The following is a 20,007-nucleotide window of genomic DNA, read 5'->3' on the forward strand; positions in this document are numbered from 1 at the left end:
GCTTGGCCGCCTAGGTCAGAAGGCTTCGTTCACGCCGAAATAAAGCCCGCTGTTGCCGCCCGTGCCCACGCCGTAATCAAAGCGCACGTTGATTCGGTCGCGGCGGTTGAACTGGAAGCGGATGCCTGCTCCGCCGGCCACGTTGAAGCGCCCGAACCCAAAGTCGTTGACGTGGGGCGCTACTTGGCCCACGCCGGCAAACACGGCCCCGTTGATGCGCCAGAACAAGTGCTGCCGGATTTCGGTTTGGGCCGCCACCAATTGCCGGTCGCGGAAACGGCCCTCGTAAATGCCGCGCAGCAAGCTAATGCCGCCTAGGTTGGCCAGCTCCCGAAACGGAACGGAGCCGTTGTGGAACTGCCCGATAACCTGCGAGGCCCAAATGGTATTGGTGCTGCCGAAAAGCGGTTGGTAGTGGCGGGCATCAACCAGGTAGCGCGTAAAGTTGTAGTCGCTGCCCAAGCCTTTGGCGTTGAACAAGGCCTGCAGCTCGAGGTAGTTGCCCGTAAAGGAGCTCAGAATGTTGTCGCGGCTGTCGTGAATGACGGTGGGCCCCAGACCCGAAATACGGGTGGGCTGCCGTTCGCGCTCCGTCAGGCCCAGCAGCAGGTTGGGCGTGTCGCCGTCGTTTACGGTGGGCTTGTCGGCCTTGATGCTGCGCGTATCGGTGAAGCGGTAGGTAGCACCGGCAAACCAAAAGGGCCAGAAGCGCCGGAGCCCGCGCTGCTGCACAATCAGCAGCTTGTAGGAAATCTCGCTTTCGTTGCGCTCCTCGGTGTCGTTGCCGATGCCGTAGAAGTAGATGGGATAATCGAAAAACAGGATGTCGCCCATCACGAGGTAGCGCTCCTGCCGCGTGAAGATGGTGTGCGAAAGCTGCAGGTTCAGCTGCTTTTTTTGCGAGTACCACCCGCCAATGCGCCCGTTGGATTTGCGCACCGTGGTATCGCGGCCGTGGCGCCACGTGGGCAAAAAGGTGGCGCCTACCGCAAACCCGGTTTCGGGTTCGTAGAACACCACGGGCGCCGGCACAAAGTTGGGCTTGTCGTGTGGGTCTTTGGGGGGCTGCGTAGCAGCGGGCGCCGCCGGAGCGGCGGCGGTAGAGTCGGGGGTTTGGGCTTGGGCCGCCGTAACGGCCGCAAAGCACAACCCGCACACGAAGCAAAGCCGGAGTAGCATGTAGTGGGCACGAATAGGCCGCGGGAAGCAACGGTACCTTACCGCGCTGCCAACCGCAGCAAGTGGGCAACGCAGTGCTAACGGCCCTCTGGCCCTTGCGGTTGCCGCCAGCACCTAGGCCGCTACCGCCCTAGCACCAGCATCGAGAGGACGCCCGCCAACATGATAAGCTTGCAGAGCAAGCTCAGCTGGGCAAAGTGTCGTTTTCGGTCGGCCCGAGGTAGCTGCCAGGCCATCATCAGCATGGGGCCCAGCACGGCACCTAGCAGCCACAGCCCCAGGCGCCAGTACCCGGCCACGAACCCCTCCCCCACGGCGGCCGTTACCAGCCACCCGAGGCTAGCCAGAAACAGCCCAGCCACCCATTTGCTGCGGGCAATGCCTATTACCAGGGGCAATGTGCGGCAATCGTGGGCGGCATCGCCGCGCATATCCTCCAGGTCTTTTACTATTTCGCGCACCACCGTTAGCAAAAAAGCTGCCAGCGCGTAGGCCCACACGGCCGTGCTGCCGGTGCGCTGCAACAGCTCGGGCAGCAGCACCAGGGCCGCCGTTAGCAAGCCAATGCTGAGGTTGCCCACTAGCGGCAGCCGCTTAAACCGCGCCGAGTAGCCCCAGAGCAACAGCGCTGCCCCCAGGGTTACCACGCCCACCACGCGGCTTAGCACGACCGCCACCAATACCCCCTCCAGCGACAAAATAAGGTGGGCCACCATGGCGGCGCGGCGGCCTACGCTGTGGCCTACCACCAACTGCCCTGGCCGGTTGATAGCGTCGATCTTGACGTCGTAGTAATCGTTGATGATGTAGCCGCCCGCCGCCACGCACAAGGTGGCCAGCAGCAGCAGCAGAAAACGCTCGCTGAGCAGGGCCTGCAACGGTTGCTGCGGAAACAACAGGCACGTTTGCGTCAGCGTCAGGCACAAGGCCATGATCAGCAAGTTGGGCAAACGCACCAACCGCCCTAGGTGGCGCCAGCGGGCAGCCACGCCCTGGGGCAACGAGGCACTGACGGGGGTTGGCATAAGCACAAAGTAACATGGGCCTGGGCGTTGCGCCGGCCCAGCGCTGCAAAGCTAGGGGCCTGCCCCCTACCTAGGCAGCCGGCAACATAAAAAAGACCCTCCCGCAGCACGCGGGAGGGTCTTTTGAGAGGGTAACGCGAAAACGCGCAATTGTAACCTATACCTTCTTCACATTAACTGCGTTGATACCCTTACGGCCTTCGCGGGTATCAAACTCCACGCGGTCGTGCTGCTGAATTTGCAGCCCATTCAGGCCAGTGATGTGCACGAAGAAATCTTCCTTGGTGGCATCTTCCGTAATGAAGCCGTAGCCCTTCGACTCATTAAAGAATTTGACGGTTCCTGTTTTCATTGGTACGCGAAAAGGGAAAAGGTGAATAATGTTCCGGTAAATGTACCGGAATATCTCACACTTGCAACCCCAATATCAAAGCGGGCTAATGTTAAGGAATTGTAAATGCGTGGGCTACCATTTGCCTTGCGCTTTCATCACATTTTCGATCAATTCGCGCGCAGCGCCGTGGCCGCCAGGCAGTTTGGCAATGTACTGGCTGATTTCGATGACGTCGGCTGCGGCGTCGGCGGGGCACGCGGCAATGTGGCAGCGGCGCATCACCTCCAGGTCGGGCACGTCGTCGCCCATGTAGGCCACGCGGCCCGGCTCGAGGCCGCACGCGCCAAACACTTTCAGCTTGTCGTCGACGCCCAGGTAAATCTCCGTCACATCGAGCGACTCCAGGCGCTTGCGCACGCCTTCCTCTTGGCGGCCCGAAATGATAACGACCCGGTAGCCCTGGCGCAAGGCGTGCCGAATGGCAAACCCGTCGCGGATGTGGAAGCTGCGCACTTGTTCGCCCGTGCTCAGGGCCAGCAAGGTGCCGTCGGTCAGTACGCCGTCGACATCGAACACGAAGGCCTCGACGGCCGAAAAATCGAGCATGTATAAAATTTGCGTGTAGCCCTTAAGCAACAAGCGACCGGCAACACCTGCTACCGGTCACTTGCTGCTCGCCAAGCGGTTTGCTGCTATTTTTGGTTGTCGCGCCACTCGTACACCCACTTGGCCTGAATTTGCTCCAAGTGGCCTTCGTTGGCTTGCTCGCGGGTGCCTGCAAAGTTGGGCAGGCTCAAAATCCACTCGAGCAGATCGGTGAAGCGGATGCGGTAAATTTTTGCCTCGGTAAAGTCGTCGCCGAACTTTTCGTACAGCGCCATGGCAATATCCTCGTGGTCTTGCCACTGTATGGGCGGCTCGAAATGAGTCATATTCGAAGTTGTCGGTTGGTGAGTACGCAGGCCGCGGCAAGGCGCCCGGCCGAACGCCTCGGTGATTAATGACCTAGGAAATCCTGCGGCGGCACCTCAATTACGAGGTTTTCGCTGGTGGTTTGCACCACGCACTGGCAAGCCAGGCGCGAGTTAAGGCGCGGGTTTACTGCCCGGTCGATAAAGTCTTCCTCCTTGTCGCTGATTTCGGGCAACTCGTCGCCGCCTTGCAGCACGTACACGTGGCAGGTGCTGCAACCGCACACGCCGCCGCAGTTGTGTTGCAGCTGTATGCCGTTGTTGAGCGCTACGTCGAGCACCGACTCGCCCTCAGCGGCCACGTGGGTTTGCTCGGGCTGCCCGTCCGAAAACTTGAAGGTGATATTGACGGCTTTCACTGAATTCTGTGCTGTTACGAATGCGGCCGCGAAGGTACGCACGCCTTTCCATAAAGCCTGAACCTGCTCAGATGTTTAGGCTTGCGGGCGCGTGGCGGCCGTTTCCTGAATGCTGGCCGTGAGCAGTTGGTACAGTTGCTGCCAAGCGGGGTGCGCACCTAGGGCCCGCGTGTGCAACGCAACGGTAGACGCATCGTGGCGCACGGCCGGCCCGGTTTGCACCGCGAAGGGCGGATTGGCCAAGGCTTTATCCACGGTTTCGCGAATCAGCGGCGTGAGCAAGTCGGCAGGTAAGTGGGCGTCGGCAAGCAGCGCATCGGCAATGCCCAACAAGTGATTGGTGAAGTTGCAGGCAAACACGGCCGCCACGTGCAACTGCTGCCGCGCCGGGGTGGGCACGCGCAGCACGCGTTGGCTCAGCGAGCGGGCCACAGCCTCGAGCACCGCTAAATCGGCCTCCTCGTCAGCTTCGAGGCACAAAGGCACCGTGCTCCAATCGAGCACGCGGCCCGGGCTAAAGGTTTGGAGCGGGTAAAAAACGCCACCGCGCACCTGCTGCTGCGCGGCAAACACGCCTAGGGGCAGCGCGCCGGAGGTATGCGCCAGCAGCGCACCGGCGGGCCATTGGGCAGCCTGCAGTACTTGGGCTACGGCGTCGTCGGGTACGGCCAGCAGGTATAGGTCGGCGGCAGCGGTGACGGTGGCAAAATCGGGTTTGCTGCCATGCAGCGGCACAGCCCCGGTTTTGCTGGCCAAGAGCTGCGCCGACGGCTCGCTGCGGCTCCATACGGCCACCACCTCATGGCCAGCCTGCGCCAGTGCCGGCGCCAATTGGCTAGCCACCCGCCCGGCCCCGATTATAGCAATGCGCACAGTCCTAGGTCAAAAGTTGAAGTTCTGAAGCAGACAACCCATAGCAGCCGCGCATGGCTGAGCGAGTGCGGGGCAAAGTTGCTTTGAAAAACCGAAGCCCGCCCGCAGTTGTGCGGGCGGGCTTCGGCGTAAGTAAGCCGCGTTAGGCAGCTTGTACTTGCTTTATGATAGCCTTAGCAGCTGCCGGTGCCACTTTGGGCTGGCGGCCGCGCTGGTAAATGGCTATGGCAAAACCCAACCCCATGAGCAAAGTGCCGCTCCAGAGCAAGTTGATGAAGGGCTTTTCCATGGCTTTCAGAATGACGTAGTCTTTCTGAGTGGTGCTTACCCCAAAGGTGAACTTGCCCTTCTGCGGGTCGATGTTGTCGAAGGTGATGCGCAGGCCTAGGTCCTCCACTTCGTCGGGTACGCGGCCAACCATGCCGTTGCGCACCACAAACACGGGGTGCACGTGGTACTGGCGGCCTTTCTCGCCGTACACGATAATGTCGCCCTGTACGGCAATATCGTCTTTGCCTAGGCCCAGGCCGGCGGTGTTGCGGGCCGGCTCGGCGCTCTTGAACACGGCAAAATAGTCGTTCAGGAACAAAGTGTCGTTCATCGAAACGACGAATTCCTTGGCCTCGCTCCAGTCCTTTTCCTTCGTCGGATCAGGTACCGACGACACGTGCGAATAGATGTCGTGGTCCCAGAACAGCTTAATATCGGGCGAAGCCAGCAGGCCGCCCATTTCTTCATTTACCTGTGCCCGCGGAAACAGAACAAACTCCTCGCCTGAGTTCTGGTGCTTGTATACCACGCGGTAGTACGTGTCTTCGGGGCGAATCTCCAGCGTATCGCCGGCTTTGTAGTACGACTTGTCGCCTACCTTAATTTCGCCACGCGCTACGGCCTTGTACTCGTCGTTGAGCACCGGGAAGAGCAGCTCTTTGTTCACGTACTCCGGCACGCTGGGCACATCGAAGTACTGGCCGGTGTAGGTGAGCTCGTAAGGGCCCATTTTGGTGACGTCGTTGCGCCACAAGAGCACGTTGTCGCGGTTGATTTCCTCGGGCATTTCGCGCGAGTACAGCAGGCCCGAGGTGTTTTTGGAAATAATATTGGAATAACCGGCCGAAGCTAGGATGCCAAGTAGCATCAGCGCAATGCCAATGTGCGACACTGCTCCGCCCGACAAGCGCACCTTACGACGTACCAATTGCAGCAGCATGCTCAGGTTGGCCAGCACGCCAAACAGGCCCGTGGTAAGCAAGGCAATGTAGGGCAAGCTCATCTGCTGGCCGTTTTGGCGCACGAGCAGAATAACGAGCGCAGCGCCCAGCAGCGTAAGCATCGCCGGAATGGTGAACGTGTTTGTTACGCTCTCCTTATCGTTTTTCTGCCACCACATCAGCTGCGCGATGCCCGAGAGAACGGCTACGCCCACGCCCATCCAGAGCTGAATTTTGGTGTAGTGCGCAATTTGATCGGCAGGCAAGGCCAAGTTCGACTTCACGCCGAAGAAGCCCACAAACGCGTTATAAACCGGAATGCTAGTAGTAACCAACACCTGGAAAGCACCTAGGCACAACACCGTAGCCCCGATGAACACCCAAAGCTCGGGGTTGTACATCGTCAGCTCCTTTTCCGAAACCGGAATTTGCTGCCAGCGCCACACCAGCATACCCACGCTCAGCACCACAAATGCGGCCAAGTACACAATCAGCTGACCCGATAGGCCTAGGTCGGTAAAGGAGTGCACCGAGGCATTGCCCAACACGCCGCTGCGCGTGAGGAAGGTAGCATACAGCACCAGCAAGAAAGTGGTGACTACCAAGGCAAAAGCTGTACGCAGGCCAGTGCGGCCGCGCTGCCACAGCACCAGGGCGTGCAAGCCCGCCACCAGCACCAGCCACGGAATGTACACGGCGTTTTCAACCGGGTCCCAGTTCCAATAGCCGCCGAAGTTCAGGGTTTCGTAAGCCCAGTAAGCACCCATCATAATGCCGATGCCGAGTACGCCGCCGCCCCACAGGCTCCAGCGAATAGCCGGCTGCACCCATTTGGTAAGCTCGCCTTTCCAGAGGCCTGCAATAGCGTAAGCAAACGGCACCAGCGTAAGGGCAAAACCCAAAAACAGCGTGGGTGGGTGAATCACCATCCAGTAGTTCTGGAGCAGCGCGTTCAGGCCTTTGCCATCCTGGGGTACCCAGTCGGGATTCAACTTATACACCGGCAAATCGGGCATGAACTCGCGCATCAGAATAAACGGCGACGAGCCAATTTTGAGCGAACCGAACGTGACGCCCAAAATCATCGACATCAGGAACAGCTGCACGCCCGCAAACACAGCCATCACCGGGGCCTCCCACTGCCGCGCGCTGCGCATCAGCAGGGCACCTAGGAGCACGTGCCAGAAAATCCAGAGCAAAAACGAACCTTCCTGCCCTTCCCAGAAGCAGGAAATCATGTAGTACACCGGCAAGTGGTTGCTGGAGTGCGACCAAGCGTAGTAGTACTCGTAGCGGTGGCCGTAGATGATGGCAAACAGCGTTACGATTACGCTGATAACCGCCAAGCTGTGCACGGCAAAACCGCCACGGCCCAGTTTCAGCCAAGCCGGATCGACCTCGCCCAGCGCCCGGCCCCGCGCTGCCATATAATACCCAAACGCCGACACTACCGCTGCCACAAAGGCCACGATAACGCTTAAATGTCCCCAGTCGCCGATGCTCATGCTTCGCTAAATTCTGAATTCTGAATGGTGAATTCTGAATTGGTCGTGCTGAATTCCGGCACCTGATCAGGGCTGGGTAATTCAGAATTTAACATTCAGAATTCATAATTGGCCGGCCCTATAGCCCAGCCGTAGCTCCCTTCACCTCGTTTTCTACGTACTTCGAGGGGCACTTCAGCAGGATCTTGTCGGCCACAAACACATCGTTGCGCATGTTGCCGGTTATCACCACTTGCTCCGACTTCTCGAAATCCTGAGGCTTTGGGTTGAAGTAAACCACTTGCTGGTGCACGCGGTTCGTGTCGACGAGCACAAAAGTGAAGTAGTTCGGGTCGAGCGTGGGGTTGTACTGCATGCCCACAATGTCGTTGTTGGCATTGTGGGGCAGGCGCCCCACCACGTGCACCTTGCGCAAGTCGCCGTCGGCAGCCAGTTCTTTGGCTTCCTTAAACGATACATACACGCTGGCGTCGCCAGCAGTGGCCATCACAATGCCGATGGCCAGGGCAATAACCACAAGGGCTAACAAATGTGTTTTTTTCATGGTGCTTACCTAGCAAAGCAGCCGGAAAATAGGACCAACTGCTCGGCAGCCAGCCCATTTTGAACAACCACGAAGGGCGGAAAAAATCCGCGTCTTCGAAATGATTTTTATCAATCGCGCAGCTCGCGCTCCAAGCGGCTCACCTTGCGGTCGATGGCCACGAGGTAGAGCAGCAGGCCCACTAAAATCACCAACACCACAGCCACCACCACGTAAATCTTACCGTCTTGGCGCAGTTGGTCGGCCATTTCGGGCGAGGTAGTTTGCTGCGCCAGCGCGGGTAGCCACGGCAGCAGCACGGCCGCCAGCACCAACAAGGCGCGGCGACCTAGGCGATTAAGCCAATTGTTTTTCATAGAGCTTGTGTTTGACGAAGGTCAGGCGGGCCGACACGTTCGTAATCCAGACGCCGAGCAGCGTCCAGCCAATCACGGCCGGGTAAAACACCAGGCGCATGTTATTGTCGAGGTCGTACTGGTTGAAGCCCGGGTTGCCGCCGGCGCCGGGGTGCAGCGAGTCGGTGAGGCGCGGCAAGATGAACAGCAGCGGAATGGCCGCGCAGAAGGCGAAGATGTTGTACACGGCCGAAATGCGGGCGCGCTGCTGCTCATCGACAATGGAGGAGCGCAGCACCAGGTAGGCACCGTAAATCAGCACGGCCACGGCTGCTCCGTTCAGGCGCGGGTCGGCCGTCCACCACGTACCCCAAGTGAAGCGCGCCCACGTGCCACCGGTAGCCAGGCCCAGCACGGCCAGTAAAATACCGGTGCGTGCGGTTTGGTACGCCCACACATCCAGCCGATCGGAGGGCTTGCGCAAGTACAGCACCGAGTATACCACCGAGGCAAACAGGATGATGGTCATGCCGAACCACATCGGCACGTGGAAGTACAAATTGCGAATGGTTTCGTTGAGGATGGCCAGCCGGGGCACTTGGCCCATCAGGCCCATCACCACTGAATAAATCAGCAGCACCACCGTCAGAACTTTCCACCAAGCGTTTTTCATCGAGGGAGTTAGGAGTTAGAAGCTAGGAGTCAGGAGTAAAAAGCGGTTGCAGAGCACTTATCATCATTCTAGCTCCTAGCTTCTAACTCCTGTATTCTCTTAAGTCACGTTCGCCACAAAAACGGGTAGAGCAAATAAGAAACCGCCACCACCAGCAAACTCAGGCCCATTAGCATGTACAAGGGCTGCGGCGAAGCGTCGAGGCCGTCGAGTGCATTTTTGGCAGCCTTGATGAGCTGCAGCAGAATAGGAATGACAACCGGGAAGCCCAGCACCGGCATGAGGGTATTGCTGTTGGCCGCTTTGGCTGCAATGCCCGAAATGAGCGTGAGCGAAGTGGCAAAGCCTACGGCGCCTAGGGCTACCACCAACGTAAAGCGGGGCACATCTTGCACGGGGTTGCCAAGCACCAGAGCGTACGCACCGAAAGCCACCATACCCAACCCCAACAGCAGCAAGGTATTGTAGGCTATTTTGGCCAGAATTACGGCTTCGGGGCGGGCCAGGGTGTAGTAGTAGAGCAGTCGGCCGCGGCTTTCCTGCAAAAAACTCTTGGCTACGCCGTTGATGGCTGTAAAGAGCAGAATAATCCAAAGCAGTGCGTTCCAGGCTGGCGCAGGTAATTGGCCTCCGCGCACAAAGCTGAGGTAGCACACGTATACCGTGCTGCCCACGTATAGCAACATGCCATTGAGGGCTGAACGCTGCCGCCATTCCAGGCGGAAGTCCTTCTGCATCAGGTACCAAATCTCGCGTAACAGCTGCACGGCCAGTCGGTGGGTAAGCGAAAGTGCAAAGATACAACCCAACGCGCGGAAAGGGGTTGGACTAGTCCGAATATGTGACCAGCTCCTCCGTACAGACCTGGCAACAAGGGCTACGCATGATAGGCCTCACCTCATTGTGCTATGCAATTGCCGTAGCTGCCCGGCTTCCTTTTAGGCCAAACCACCTAGGCCACAAAAGGCACCGCCCGGCTATTAGCGCATAGCCGGGCGGTGCCGTTGTCAGGAGCTCAAGGGCGACGTTAGAAGTCGTAGCCCAGCGTGAAGTAAAACTTTGGGCCTCGCTCCTGGCCGTTTTCGCGGCCCCAAGCCGCGTCGAGCTTGCCATAGAAACCCAGCAACGTAGTACGAGCACCGGCGCCGTAGCCCACCAAAAACGGATTCTGGAAGTTGGTAACCGTGCCGGAGAAAGCGTTGTCGTTGCCGGCGTAGGGGCGCGTGTTGAAGGAGTTGTTGACGTTGAAGGGGTTAGAGCCGCGATACGCAGTGCCGGCATCCACAAAGCCCGTGAGTTGCAGGTTACGGAAGAAACCCGAGTAAATGGGCTTGCGCGAGAAGTACTGGATGATGGGCACACGCAGCTCCGAGTTGAACAGCACGTACTTAGGCCCCGAGCGCGTGTTGTAGTTGAAACCGCGTAGGTTGGTTACGTACTGCTGGTAGAAGAAATCGGTAGGCGAGGCATCGATCTGCGGACGCACTTCGCGGAAATCGTCGGTGCGGGCATTCAACCAGTTATCCATGCCACCGAGGCGGAACTGCTTGGGCGAGCTGCCAAAGAACTGCCCATACGAAGCGCGGTTGGCCCAAATGATCTGGCGATGCACCTTTTGGTAGTGGCGCAAATCAACGTACACCTTGCCAAAGTCGCCGTCGGCGTCGTTGAGCTCGCGCAACTTCATCACGCCCACTTTCATGCGCGAGCCTTCGAGCATGTTTACGCCGGTGGCCACGGAGTTGTCGAACACCAGCTCGCCGCTACCGCCGTAGTAATGCTCGCGCCGGTCGCCGCGCGAAATGTCGTCGAGGTAAGAAATGGTGCTGGCTACGTAACGCAGGTTGCCCCGCACGCTCAGGTTGTGCGTGAGCGGGTACGAGATGCCCGGCGTAACCTCGTAGCGGCCCATGCGCACCTGCGCGCCAGTTTCCTCGAGCTGCACGTAGTTGCTCTGCTTCTGAAAGCCGATGCTCCAGTCGTAGCGGTGCTTGAGGTTGGTGTACTCGGCAAAAATGTTGCTGGTGCGCAAATCGGTGAGGGCAAAAATGCCTGCCCGGATGCGGTGGTCCTCAAACAAATCCGACATCGAGGCTTGCCCCACCAGGCCGATGCCCAGAAGCGGATCGGCGTAAATCGTCGATACCACATTATCGAGGCTGAAGCGGGTGTCGTAGCGCATGGGGCCGGTAAGCCCTAGGTCGGGCGCTGCCGCGGCTGCCTGCTGGGCCACGGGCGCGTTGCTGCGGCGACGAAGCTGCGGGGTATCTTCCTCGAATTGGTAGTCACTCACGTCCACGCCCTGGTTGCGGGCCGGGGCGGCCGGCTGCGCGGCGTTGTTGCCGGGCTCGGTGGTGGCCGGCGCCGTTTGCTGCGGCTGCGCTTGCGGGCGTGGCCGGGCGGCCGCGGCCGAGCGGTCTTCCAGAATTTCCTGGCGGGCGGTTTTGCTTAGCCTCAGGCTTTGCGGCAGCTCGTATTTCGGATAAGCATACACGAAGTCGCGGGCGCGGTCGGCGGCTACAAATCCCAGGGAGCCGCTGCTGGCATTGTAGTCGAAGCTCTTAAGATTGTTGAGGAAATTGGTAACCGGCGTACGCTCGCGCGAAGCGAGGTTGTAGCGGTACACGCTGCGCACGCCGCTTTCCTCGCTCAGGTACAGCAGCTCGTTGGCCGACAATGCCCTAGGTCGGGTTTCGTTGGAGATGGTAGCCACCAACCCCTCCACGGGCTGGGCGCTGCCGTCGAGGCGGTAGCGAAACAGGTCGTAATTGTTCACGACCGCGCCAAAGGAGCCTTTGGCTGTGCCGGCCGAATCGAGCCACCGGTTGGAGCTGAACACGAGCGAGTTGCCATCGGGCATAAACACCGGATGCACATCGTCGAACACGTCGTTGGTGAGGCGCTCGGGCTGCCGGCTACCGGCGCGCAGCAAGTACAAATCGGCCTGCCCGTTGCGGGTGGCGCTAAATGCCAGGGCCTTGCCATCGGGCGAGTAGGCCATGCTGTGCACCTGCGAGAAAGGGTTGAAGGCCGACGAGCCCTTGTCGGCGAAAGGCAGGGCTTCTTTCAGGCGCGCAAACACGCCAAATGCGCCGCCATCGGCCGAGCGCAAGCGCAGCGACACCAGCCCGCGTACCTCCTCGGCAATGGCCAGTTGCGCGTTGTTGCGCCAAGCCAGCACCGGCAGGCGGCGGTCTATTTCCTGATCGGGCGTGCGGTAGCCGCCCGAGTACACCACGTGGCGGCCCGAGCCATCCACCCCCGTTACAATCACGCGGTAGTGGCCGCGGTCGAGCTCGGTGTAGGCCAGCCGTTTGCCATCGGGGCTAATCACGGGCTCGTTGAAGCTCAGGTTGCGCTTGTTGCGGTGCATCACCTGCCGCTGCTCGTCGGGCAGAGCGTAGGCCGTTTCGGGTTGCGCGTTCAGCTGGCGGTAGTAGCCCAGCCAATCGCGCAAAAACTGGCGGTACGGCACGTTCAGCGACGAGCTGATGCCCGTTTCCACGTCGCGCGTAATGCGCGTCAGGTTCAGTATGTTCTGAACGCTGGTGTAGCCGTAGCGCTCGGCAATGTAATTCCACACGCTTTGGCCGGCCAACTCGGGGTTGCGCACGAAAAACTGCGCGGCTTTGTCTTTGTCGACCTTCTGCGTCATGTCGCGCATGTAGTCGTCCATTTCCACGCTCCACCCTTCGGCGGCGTAGGCCGAAGCCCCCGCCACAAACCAATCGGGCAGCTGCAGCAGGTAGCTGCTCTGGATTACCTCCTTCAGCGAGCCGCCGTACATCATGTCGTTCAGCAGCACCTTGGTAATCTGGTAGCTGAGGTCGCGCTTAAACAACGTTTGCTGCCCCTGAAACGCCAGCTGCACCTTCGTCATGCGCAGCAGGGCGGTTTCGCCGCCGGTCTGGTACTTATCGGCGTTCAGGCCCACGTTGCTCTGGCGCAGGTCGCCCACCGAGTTGTAGAGCATCAGGGTGGTTTTCGAGTACGGATAATACCCGATGAGCGACGTAATGCGCTGCAATTCCTGCTCGGCGTACTCGGCCGCGCGGCGTGCCGTGGCTTGGCCCCCGCCGTAGTAGTACACGTTGAAATTGGCCGTGCTGAGCAGTTGCCACTCAAACTGTTTGTACTGGATGCGGGTACGGCCAAAGCTTTCCTGCGCGGTTTGCCCTACCGCCGCTCCGGCCGGAGCCAGCAGCGCCAGCAACAAAGCCGGCAGGCTTACACCCCAACGCAGGCGGGGCGACAAGTTGGACAAGTGCATCATAGAAGCCGCGTATAGGCTGAAGGGGAGGGTAACTCAGGCGGGCGACGCCGTTGCCGAAGCAGCAGCAGTATACAACGCCTGATAACGTATAATATTGACTTCTGGCCAAAGCTGTTTTTCAGATTCCAGGGCATCGGCCAACACCTGTGCTAAGCGCGGTGCCAGCAGCACGCCTTTTGAACCCAGGCCATTGAAAACCGCCAGTGCCGGATGCACCGGGTGTGTGCCCAACAAGGGCTTACGGTCGCGCACGGCAGGCCGTACGCCTACCCGCTGCCCCACCACGCGAAAAGGCACCGTGGTCAGGTCGCGCAAGCGCTGCGTAAGCTCGGCGCGAGCCTCGGCCGTTGGCTGCAGCTCAAAAGGCGGCCAACGGTAAGTTGCTCCTACTCGCACCTGGCCATTGCCCAAGGGCACCACGTAGGCGCCGCGGTTGAGCACGTAGCCGGCGGGCAGTTCGGGCGCTTCCACATCGAGTACTTCGCCTTGGTTGGGCGTAACCGGCAACCAGCTAAACCACGGGTTGCGCACCACCGCCGCGCCTTCGCAGAATACCACGTGGCGGACCCGCAACTCGCGGCCGTAACTTACGCCCAACTCATCGGGAACAAGCAGCTCCGACACAAAAGTTTCGGGGCGCAACCAGCCCTGTTCGCGCCCTTGGTTACCTAGGGCATCGAGCAGCGCCGTGGTATCAACCCAGCCGCCGTGCTTTAGTTGCAAACCTCCGAAAGGGTGCAGCAGGCCGGGCACCTCGGGCAGACCTAGGGCCGGATCGGCCACGTAGTCGCCCCACGGCTGATCGGCCGAGCGGCCAAGTACGTCGTTCTGCTCGCGCACCGACGAAAACAGCTTCAGAATAGGTGTTTCGAAAAAGAAGCGGCGCCCAAATTCGGTCTCCAACGCTTGGTAAAATTCCTGCGCGGCAGGCAGCAAATCATCGATGCGCCAAGCCAGCGCAAACCGCTTGCCGGCCACGGGATTGATGAGCCCGGCGGCCACGCGCGTGGCCGAGTTGGGCTGGTGTTCATCGAGTACTACCACGCGCAAACCACGGCGGCGCAGCTCCCACCCGAGGGTGGCGCCGGCTATACCGTGGCCTATAATCAGGTAATCGGCTTGCTCTTGCATTCCTAGCAAAATACGCACTTTCCGTTGCTGAATGCGTAACTTACCCTCCCTTTGTATGCCGCTCACCTAGGGCTGGCCTTTTCCTGACTGCATGATTGTTTCGGGCTTTACGTTCAACGCCTTCTCCGAAAACACCTACCTGCTGCACGATGCCTCCGGCGCCTGCGCCATCGTCGACCCCGGCTGCTACGACCGCGCCGAACAGCAGCAACTTCGCCAATTCATCACCGACCAAGGCCTGCGCGTGGAGCTGCTGCTGAACACGCACTGCCACATCGACCACGTATTTGGCAACCAGTTTGTGCTCGATACCTGGCCCGGCACGCCTTTCCTCATCCACGAGGCCGACCTGGCTACTTTGCGCGCTGTGCCCACCTACGCTCCGGTGTACGGTTTCCCGCACTACACCCCCGCCGAACCTACCGGTTTCCTGAAGCCGGGCGAACCGCTGATGTTTGGCGACACCGAGTTGGAGGTGCGCTTTGCCCCCGGCCACGCTCCTGGCCACGTGGTGTTCTACCATGCCCCCAGCAAGGCGGTAATCGGCGGCGACGTGCTGTTCCAGAGCAGCATCGGCCGCACCGACTTACCCGGCGGCGACTTCGACACCCTGATTCGCAGCATTCGGGAGCAGTTGTTTACCCTGCCCGACGACGTAACGGTATACCCCGGCCACGGCCCGGCCACCACCATTGGCGTAGAGCGCCGTACCAACCCATTTCTGCGCTAGGCTTCAGGCTGACATGGCAATCAAAAACCATATTCCGAACGCACTCACCTGCGTCAATCTGCTGTGCGGTTGCGTGGCGCTGAGCATCATCCTAGGTACCAACACCAGCACATTCCGGCCAGGCACCGATTGGCAAGCGCTACTGCCAGCCGCCGTGCTCATCGGTATTGCCGCTATTGCCGACTTCTTCGACGGTTTGGTAGCCCGCGCCTTGCGCGTTTCGTCTCCGATCGGCAAAGACCTGGACTCGCTGGCCGACATGGTTTCGTTTGGCGTGGTGCCAGGCGCCTTCCTGTTCAAGCTGCTGCAAAACGCTACCGCAGCCAACGACTCGCCCTTGGCTTATTTGGCCTTTACGGTCAGTATTTTCTCGGCGCTACGCTTGGCCAAGTTCAACAACGACACGCGCCAGTCCGATTCGTTTATCGGCCTGCCCACGCCGGCTTGCACCATTTTGGTTACCTCGCTGCCCATCATTCTGCTGAACGACCAGTTTGGCGTGAGCGGCATTATCCTGAACCAATGGGTGCTGCTGGCACTTACGTTGGTGCTTTCGGGTTTGCTGGTTGCTGAATTGCCACTGTTTGCGCTTAAATTCAAGAACCTAAGCTGGCAAGACAATTCGCTGCGTTTCGTGTTTCTGATTGCGACGGTAGTCTTGCTGATGCTCCTCAAAGCTTCGGCGGTACCGCTCGTTATTTTGCTGTACGTGCTGCTCTCGGTGCTGCGCCCTTCGCACGGATAGTGCCCACAATATTTTGTGTGAGCGGCAGTTGTAGCTGCATCTAGTGTGTTGGCCCGGCTTTATTTTATCGAACCTACCTAGGCGCTGCTCAGCCCCACTTAGTTGCTCGTTTGTTCATGCGCTTTTTTACCTCGCTTCTCGTTCTGGCAATAATGGGTTGGTCGTGGGCCGCTTGGGCGCAGGCTCCGGCTCAGCGGGTTCAGCTCACGTGGCGTGGGCAGGGAGTGGCGTTTCCGCAAGGCGGCCAGGGCGTACGGGTGCCCACGTTCACCGCCGGCGTTTTCGGGGCGGGCCAGCGGGTGCCCAGCCTGCACCTGCGCCTAGGTGGCTACGTTACCGAAGTACAACTGCAGGCCACGCAGTATGCCGCTTTCACGGCGCAAGAGGCCGCTGCGTTTGGCAATGCCAACATTGGCCCGGCGCCGCAGGTGCAACTGCGCTACGGCACCGAAAACCGCCAGCCCGTTACGCTAGCCGCGGTGGTGCCGCTGCGCCGCAACCCCCAAAGCGGGCAGCTCGAAAAGCTGGTTTCGTTTGAATACACCTACCGTACCGGCAGCAGCCCGGTGCAGGCGCGCACCAACCGCACCTACGCCCCCAACTCGGTGCTGCGCCAGGGCGAGTGGTTTAAAATTGGCGTTACCAACACCAGCTTGGGCAACGGCAACGTGTTCAAGCTCGACAAAACGTTTTTGCGCAACCTAGGGCTGCCTGTTCAATCGCTCGACCCTAGACGGCTGCAGCTATACGGCCACAGCATGGGCATGCTGCCGCAGGCCAACAGCGCCCCGCGCCCCGACGACCTCGAGGAAAACGCCATTTACTTTGCCGACAACGGCAGCAACAACGCTGCCCTCGACGACGACGAGTTTTTTCTGTTTTACTCGCCCGGCCCGCACACCTGGGAGCTGAGCGGCGGGCGTTTCCGGCACCGGCTTAATCTCTACACCGATACGGCTTATTACTTTCTGACCGTAGGCAGCGCGCCAGGCAAACGCGTAGCGCCGGCGCCGGCTGTAAGCGGCACCCCCACGGCCGAAATCCGCGAATACACCGACCATTTTTTCTACGAGCGCGACCTGATCAACCTGCTGAAGTCGGGCCGGCAGTGGTTGGGCGAAACGTTCAGCGGCAACACCGGGCTGCAAAAGGAGTTTACGTTTGCCAATGTCACTGATTTGGTGCCCGGCAGCCCGCTGCTCATTACATCGTCGGCGGCCGCCAGGGCCTTGCCACCAGGCGGCACTACTTCCTTCAGCCTCACGCTCAACGGCGTAAACCTAGGCACCCAGATCATTCGCAACATAAGCTGCAACCCTGGCACGGCCTTTTGTTACGAAGAAGCCGCCAACACCGAGGTCGGCACCTACACCGCCGCGGCCCCAGCCGGGCCCGATGTGCGCGTTGGGCTCAGGTACTCCCCTACCCCCGCCGACCTTTCGGCCTCGGGCTACCTCGATTATTTGGAAGTGCAAGCGCGGCGGCAGCTTAGGCTAGGCAACACGCCGTTGTTGTTTCGCTCGCTCGAAAACACATTTTCGGGCGCCCTGAGCACCTTCGTGTTGCAAAACGCCAATAACGCTTTGGTGTGGGATGTAACCGAAGCCCGCACGCCGCAAGCTGTGGCCCACACCGGCGGACGCTTCTTGGCGCGCACCAGCCAAGCCCGCGAATATGTGGCCTTCAACCCGGCCGGCAGCTTCGAGGCACCTAGGGCTTTTGGCCGGGTGGCCAACCAAAACCTGCACGCCATCGGGGCCGGTGCACCCGTCGACTTAGCCATTGTTACGCATCCGCTGTTTGTGGCCGAAGCCGAGCGCCTGGCAGCCCACCGCCGCACGCACGACGGCTTGCGCACCGCCGTAGTAACCACCCATCAGATTTACAACGAGTTTAGCTCGGGCGGGCAGGACATTACGGCCATCCGCGACTTCGTAAAGATGCTGTACGACCGCCGAGGCGGCACGGCAGGCCTCTACGTGCTGCTGCTAGGCGACGCCTCGTACGACTACAAAGCCGACGCGAGCAACGCCGCCAATCAGCTCCCGGCTTGGTGGAAAGACAGGCAGATCAAGGACGCCGACAACCAAAACCTGGTGCCCACCTACGAGGCCATCGAGTCATTTGCCCGAGTCTCACCGCGCTACAACGGGCAAGGCGTGTCGTACTGCTCCGACGATTACTATGCTTTCCTCGACGATAACGAAGGCGCTTGGGCCGAAGACGGCTCGGCTGGGGCGCAGGTAATGGATGCCGCTGTGGGGCGCTTACCGGTTCGTTTCACCAGCAAGCAAGCCAACACTGCCGCCATGGCCGCCGAGGTGGTGCGCAAGCTGGTTGAATACGACCAAGCCACGGCCCACGGCAAATGGCGCAACCGCCTCACCTTCGTGGCCGACGATGGCGACAGCAACTTGCACCTCAGCAATTCCGAAGACACTGCCAATCCCTTGGTAAGCACTCAGCCGGGTTTTCAGGTAAACAAGGTTTACCTCGATATGTACCCGCAGGTAAGCACTTCGGGTGGGCAACGCTCGCCTAATGCTACCGCAGCCCTCGATGCCGCCATCGAGCAAGGCTCGCTTATCGTAAGCTACGCTGGCCATGGCGGGCCCACGGCCTGGGCCGATGAAAAGCTAATCACCGAGGCCTCGGTGCAGCAGCTGCAAAACCGCCAGCGGCTTACCTTCATGTTTACGGGCACCTGCGATTTTGCCCAGTACGACGACCCCGGCCTAACCTCGGCCGGCGAGCAGATGCTTACCGACACGCCCAACGGCGCCATTGGCTTGCTCACTACCACGCGCTTGGTATACGCCCAAAACAACCAAGCTTTGGCCAATGCTTTTTACCGGCACCTGTTTCAGCGCAACGCGGCCACGGGCCGTTGGCCGCGCCTAGGTGATGCCGTGGTGTTTGGCAAAAACAACGACTTCGAGGACGTATACAACCGCAACTTCTCGTTGCTCGGCGACCCGTCGATGCGCTTGGCTATGCCGCATCTGGTGGCCCGTAGCACGCGCATCAGCGATGCCACCGACCCGGCCCGAACCCCGCTCGATACCGTGCGGGCGCTGCAGCGCGTACGGCTCGAAGGCGAGGTAGTCAACTCCGTGGGCAGTGCCTTGCAGAGCGACTTCAACGGCAAAGTGCAGGTAACGGTGTTTGAAAAAACCGACACCCTACGCACGCTAGGCAATGAAAACCCGCCGACCGCCGTTGCGGTGCAGCGCAACGTAGTGTACGACGGCCAAGCTACCGTACGCAACGGCCGCTTTGCCGTGCAATTCGTAGTACCCAAAGACATCAACTACCGCTTCGGGCTGGGCAAAATCAGCTTGTACGCTTCCGATTCGGTGCGCAACATCGACGCCCACGGCGCCAACCCGCGCATTGTGGTGGGCGGGGCCGCCCAGGCGGGGCTTACCGATACCATTCCGCCCGCCATCCGGCTGGCTATGGATACGGAGTCGTTTGTGTTCGGCGGCCTTACCCGGCCCAACACCACGCTGCTGGCCAGCCTGAGCGACTCGAGCGGTATCAACACCGCCGGCACGGGCATTGGCCACGAGCTTACGGCCACGCTCGACAACGACCCCGGCAAAGTGACGGTGCTTAACGAGTTCTATACCGCTGACCTAAACAAATTTACCAGCGGCCGGGTACGCTACTTGTTTAAGGGCCTGACCCCGGGGCCACACGTACTACGGGTAAAAGCCTGGGATAATTTCAACAACTCCGGCGAGCGAGAAATCGAGTTCATTGTGGCTCGCGACGAAAAATTAGCGCTAAGCCATATTATAAACTACCCCAATCCGTTTGCTACCCATACGGCCTTTCACTTCGACCACAACCGCCCAGGCGAAGATCTTGATATACAAGTGCAGATTTTCACCGTTTCGGGCAAACTCGTACGTACCCTCTCCGCGTATGTGCCCGCAAGCGAGTCTCACGTCAAGACAATTACTTGGAACGGCCGCGACGAATACAACGACCAGCTCGCCCGGGGCGTGTACGTGTACCGCTTAAGCGTGCGCACCTCGCGCGATGCGCCGGTAAGCAAATACGAGAAGCTGGTTCTTCTTAATTAAGCTGCTGCCTGCTTTTTTCTACCTTCCG

The 20,007-nt window shown here is 60.0% G+C and carries 17 protein-coding genes; 3 read left to right on the forward strand and 14 right to left on the reverse strand.

The genetic code is table 11. The annotated features are described in order from the left end of the window. Nucleotides 1-15: 15 nt before the first annotated feature. The 14 genes from D3Y59_RS10405 to D3Y59_RS10470 all read right to left on the reverse strand — a co-directional run bounded on the left by D3Y59_RS10405 (nt 16) and on the right by D3Y59_RS10470 (nt 14,413). A complete protein-coding gene (locus D3Y59_RS10405) occupies nt 16-1,179 on the reverse strand; it encodes a BamA/TamA family outer membrane protein (RefSeq protein WP_119444995.1) in 1,164 nt (387 codons plus the stop codon). Nucleotides 1,180-1,301: 122 nt separating this feature from the next. Beyond that, nucleotides 1,302-2,204 carry a geranylgeranylglycerol-phosphate geranylgeranyltransferase gene (locus tag D3Y59_RS10410; RefSeq protein WP_119444996.1) on the reverse strand — a complete coding sequence of 301 codons (903 nt, stop codon included), beginning with the start codon at nt 2,202-2,204 and terminating at the stop codon, nt 1,302-1,304. A gap of 157 nt (nt 2,205-2,361) precedes the next feature. Further along, complete coding sequence (locus tag D3Y59_RS10415; protein ID WP_119444997.1) at nt 2,362-2,556, reverse strand: cold-shock protein; 195 nt, start codon at nt 2,554-2,556, stop codon at nt 2,362-2,364. Between the two features lie 114 nt (nt 2,557-2,670). Further along, the gene (locus D3Y59_RS10420) at nt 2,671-3,144 is read right to left on the reverse strand and encodes a KdsC family phosphatase (RefSeq protein WP_119446426.1); all 474 of its coding nucleotides are present in this window, start codon (nt 3,142-3,144) and stop codon (nt 2,671-2,673) included. 86 nt (nt 3,145-3,230) lie between these two features. Further along, nucleotides 3,231-3,470, reverse strand: a complete 240-nt coding sequence (iscX, locus tag D3Y59_RS10425; RefSeq protein WP_119444998.1) for a Fe-S cluster assembly protein IscX — start codon at nt 3,468-3,470, stop codon at nt 3,231-3,233. A gap of 65 nt (nt 3,471-3,535) precedes the next feature. Continuing rightward, nucleotides 3,536-3,868, reverse strand: coding sequence for a 2Fe-2S iron-sulfur cluster-binding protein (locus D3Y59_RS10430; RefSeq protein WP_119444999.1), 333 nt, complete (start codon nt 3,866-3,868; stop codon nt 3,536-3,538). Nucleotides 3,869-3,943: 75 nt separating this feature from the next. After that, nucleotides 3,944-4,741 carry a Rossmann-like and DUF2520 domain-containing protein gene (locus D3Y59_RS10435; RefSeq protein ID WP_119445000.1) on the reverse strand — a complete coding sequence of 266 codons (798 nt, stop codon included), beginning with the start codon at nt 4,739-4,741 and terminating at the stop codon, nt 3,944-3,946. Nucleotides 4,742-4,883: 142 nt separating this feature from the next. Then, the gene (gene ccsA / locus D3Y59_RS10440) at nt 4,884-7,457 is read right to left on the reverse strand and encodes a cytochrome c biogenesis protein CcsA (RefSeq protein ID WP_119445001.1); all 2,574 of its coding nucleotides are present in this window, start codon (nt 7,455-7,457) and stop codon (nt 4,884-4,886) included. A gap of 118 nt (nt 7,458-7,575) precedes the next feature. Then, nucleotides 7,576-8,001: a cytochrome c maturation protein CcmE domain-containing protein gene (locus D3Y59_RS10445; RefSeq protein ID WP_119445002.1), complete on the reverse strand. Its 426-nt coding sequence runs from the start codon at nt 7,999-8,001 to the stop codon at nt 7,576-7,578. Nucleotides 8,002-8,111: 110 nt separating this feature from the next. Further along, nucleotides 8,112-8,357 carry a CcmD family protein gene (locus D3Y59_RS10450; protein ID WP_119445003.1) on the reverse strand — a complete coding sequence of 82 codons (246 nt, stop codon included), beginning with the start codon at nt 8,355-8,357 and terminating at the stop codon, nt 8,112-8,114. Continuing rightward, entirely contained in the window at nt 8,338-9,009 is a 672-nt protein-coding gene (locus D3Y59_RS10455) for a cytochrome c biogenesis protein (protein WP_119445004.1), read from the reverse strand. Before D3Y59_RS10455 ends, D3Y59_RS10450 begins: the two co-directional genes overlap by 20 nt. A 104-nt stretch (nt 9,010-9,113) precedes the next feature. Then, nucleotides 9,114-9,746, reverse strand: coding sequence for a heme exporter protein CcmB (locus D3Y59_RS10460; RefSeq protein WP_119446427.1), 633 nt, complete (start codon nt 9,744-9,746; stop codon nt 9,114-9,116). Between the two features lie 290 nt (nt 9,747-10,036). Continuing rightward, on the reverse strand, nt 10,037-13,282 hold the full coding sequence (locus tag D3Y59_RS10465; RefSeq protein WP_240410330.1) for a hypothetical protein: 3,246 nt from the start codon (nt 13,280-13,282) through the stop codon (nt 10,037-10,039). Nucleotides 13,283-13,315: 33 nt separating this feature from the next. Beyond that, nucleotides 13,316-14,413: an NAD(P)/FAD-dependent oxidoreductase gene (locus tag D3Y59_RS10470; RefSeq protein WP_119445005.1), complete on the reverse strand. Its 1,098-nt coding sequence runs from the start codon at nt 14,411-14,413 to the stop codon at nt 13,316-13,318. A gap of 91 nt (nt 14,414-14,504) precedes the next feature. On the opposite strand from D3Y59_RS10470, the gene D3Y59_RS10475 reads away from it, so the two are divergent. The 3 genes from D3Y59_RS10475 to porU all read left to right on the forward strand — a co-directional run bounded on the left by D3Y59_RS10475 (nt 14,505) and on the right by porU (nt 19,979). After that, on the forward strand, nt 14,505-15,143 hold the full coding sequence (locus D3Y59_RS10475) for an MBL fold metallo-hydrolase (protein WP_119445006.1): 639 nt from the start codon (nt 14,505-14,507) through the stop codon (nt 15,141-15,143). A 13-nt stretch (nt 15,144-15,156) separates the two neighbouring features. Continuing rightward, nucleotides 15,157-15,888, forward strand: a complete 732-nt coding sequence (locus D3Y59_RS10480) for a CDP-alcohol phosphatidyltransferase family protein (RefSeq protein ID WP_119445007.1) — start codon at nt 15,157-15,159, stop codon at nt 15,886-15,888. 116 nt (nt 15,889-16,004) lie between these two features. Continuing rightward, nucleotides 16,005-19,979 carry a type IX secretion system sortase PorU gene (gene porU / locus D3Y59_RS10485; protein ID WP_205590819.1) on the forward strand — a complete coding sequence of 1,325 codons (3,975 nt, stop codon included), beginning with the start codon at nt 16,005-16,007 and terminating at the stop codon, nt 19,977-19,979. The last annotated feature ends 28 nt before the right edge of the window (nt 19,980-20,007 follow it).

This window comes from Hymenobacter oligotrophus (assembly GCF_003574965.1).
GTDB classification, from domain to species: Bacteria; Bacteroidota; Bacteroidia; order Cytophagales; family Hymenobacteraceae; genus Solirubrum; species Solirubrum oligotrophum.

Bases quoted from the DNA above. Each gene is read 5' to 3' on its own strand.
- D3Y59_RS10405 (WP_119444995.1), bottom strand. From the start codon at position 1,179: ATGCTACTCCGGCTTTGCTTCGTGTGCGGGTTGTGCTTTGCGGCCGTT.
- D3Y59_RS10410 (WP_119444996.1), bottom strand. From the start codon at position 2,204: ATGCCAACCCCCGTCAGTGCCTCGTTGCCCCAGGGCGTGGCTGCCCGC.
- D3Y59_RS10415 (WP_119444997.1), bottom strand. From the start codon at position 2,556: ATGAAAACAGGAACCGTCAAATTCTTTAATGAGTCGAAGGGCTACGGC.
- D3Y59_RS10420 (WP_119446426.1), bottom strand. From the start codon at position 3,144: ATGCTCGATTTTTCGGCCGTCGAGGCCTTCGTGTTCGATGTCGACGGC.
- iscX (WP_119444998.1), bottom strand. From the start codon at position 3,470: ATGACTCATTTCGAGCCGCCCATACAGTGGCAAGACCACGAGGATATT.
- ccsA (WP_119445001.1), bottom strand. From the start codon at position 7,457: ATGAGCATCGGCGACTGGGGACATTTAAGCGTTATCGTGGCCTTTGTG.
- D3Y59_RS10445 (WP_119445002.1), bottom strand. From the start codon at position 8,001: ATGAAAAAAACACATTTGTTAGCCCTTGTGGTTATTGCCCTGGCCATC.
- D3Y59_RS10450 (WP_119445003.1), bottom strand. From the start codon at position 8,357: ATGAAAAACAATTGGCTTAATCGCCTAGGTCGCCGCGCCTTGTTGGTG.
- D3Y59_RS10455 (WP_119445004.1), bottom strand. From the start codon at position 9,009: ATGAAAAACGCTTGGTGGAAAGTTCTGACGGTGGTGCTGCTGATTTAT.
- D3Y59_RS10460 (WP_119446427.1), bottom strand. From the start codon at position 9,746: ATGCAGAAGGACTTCCGCCTGGAATGGCGGCAGCGTTCAGCCCTCAAT.
- D3Y59_RS10465 (WP_240410330.1), bottom strand. From the start codon at position 13,282: ATGATGCACTTGTCCAACTTGTCGCCCCGCCTGCGTTGGGGTGTAAGC.
- D3Y59_RS10470 (WP_119445005.1), bottom strand. From the start codon at position 14,413: ATGCAAGAGCAAGCCGATTACCTGATTATAGGCCACGGTATAGCCGGC.
- D3Y59_RS10475 (WP_119445006.1), top strand. From the start codon at position 14,505: ATGATTGTTTCGGGCTTTACGTTCAACGCCTTCTCCGAAAACACCTAC.
- D3Y59_RS10480 (WP_119445007.1), top strand. From the start codon at position 15,157: ATGGCAATCAAAAACCATATTCCGAACGCACTCACCTGCGTCAATCTG.
- porU (WP_205590819.1), top strand. From the start codon at position 16,005: ATGCGCTTTTTTACCTCGCTTCTCGTTCTGGCAATAATGGGTTGGTCG.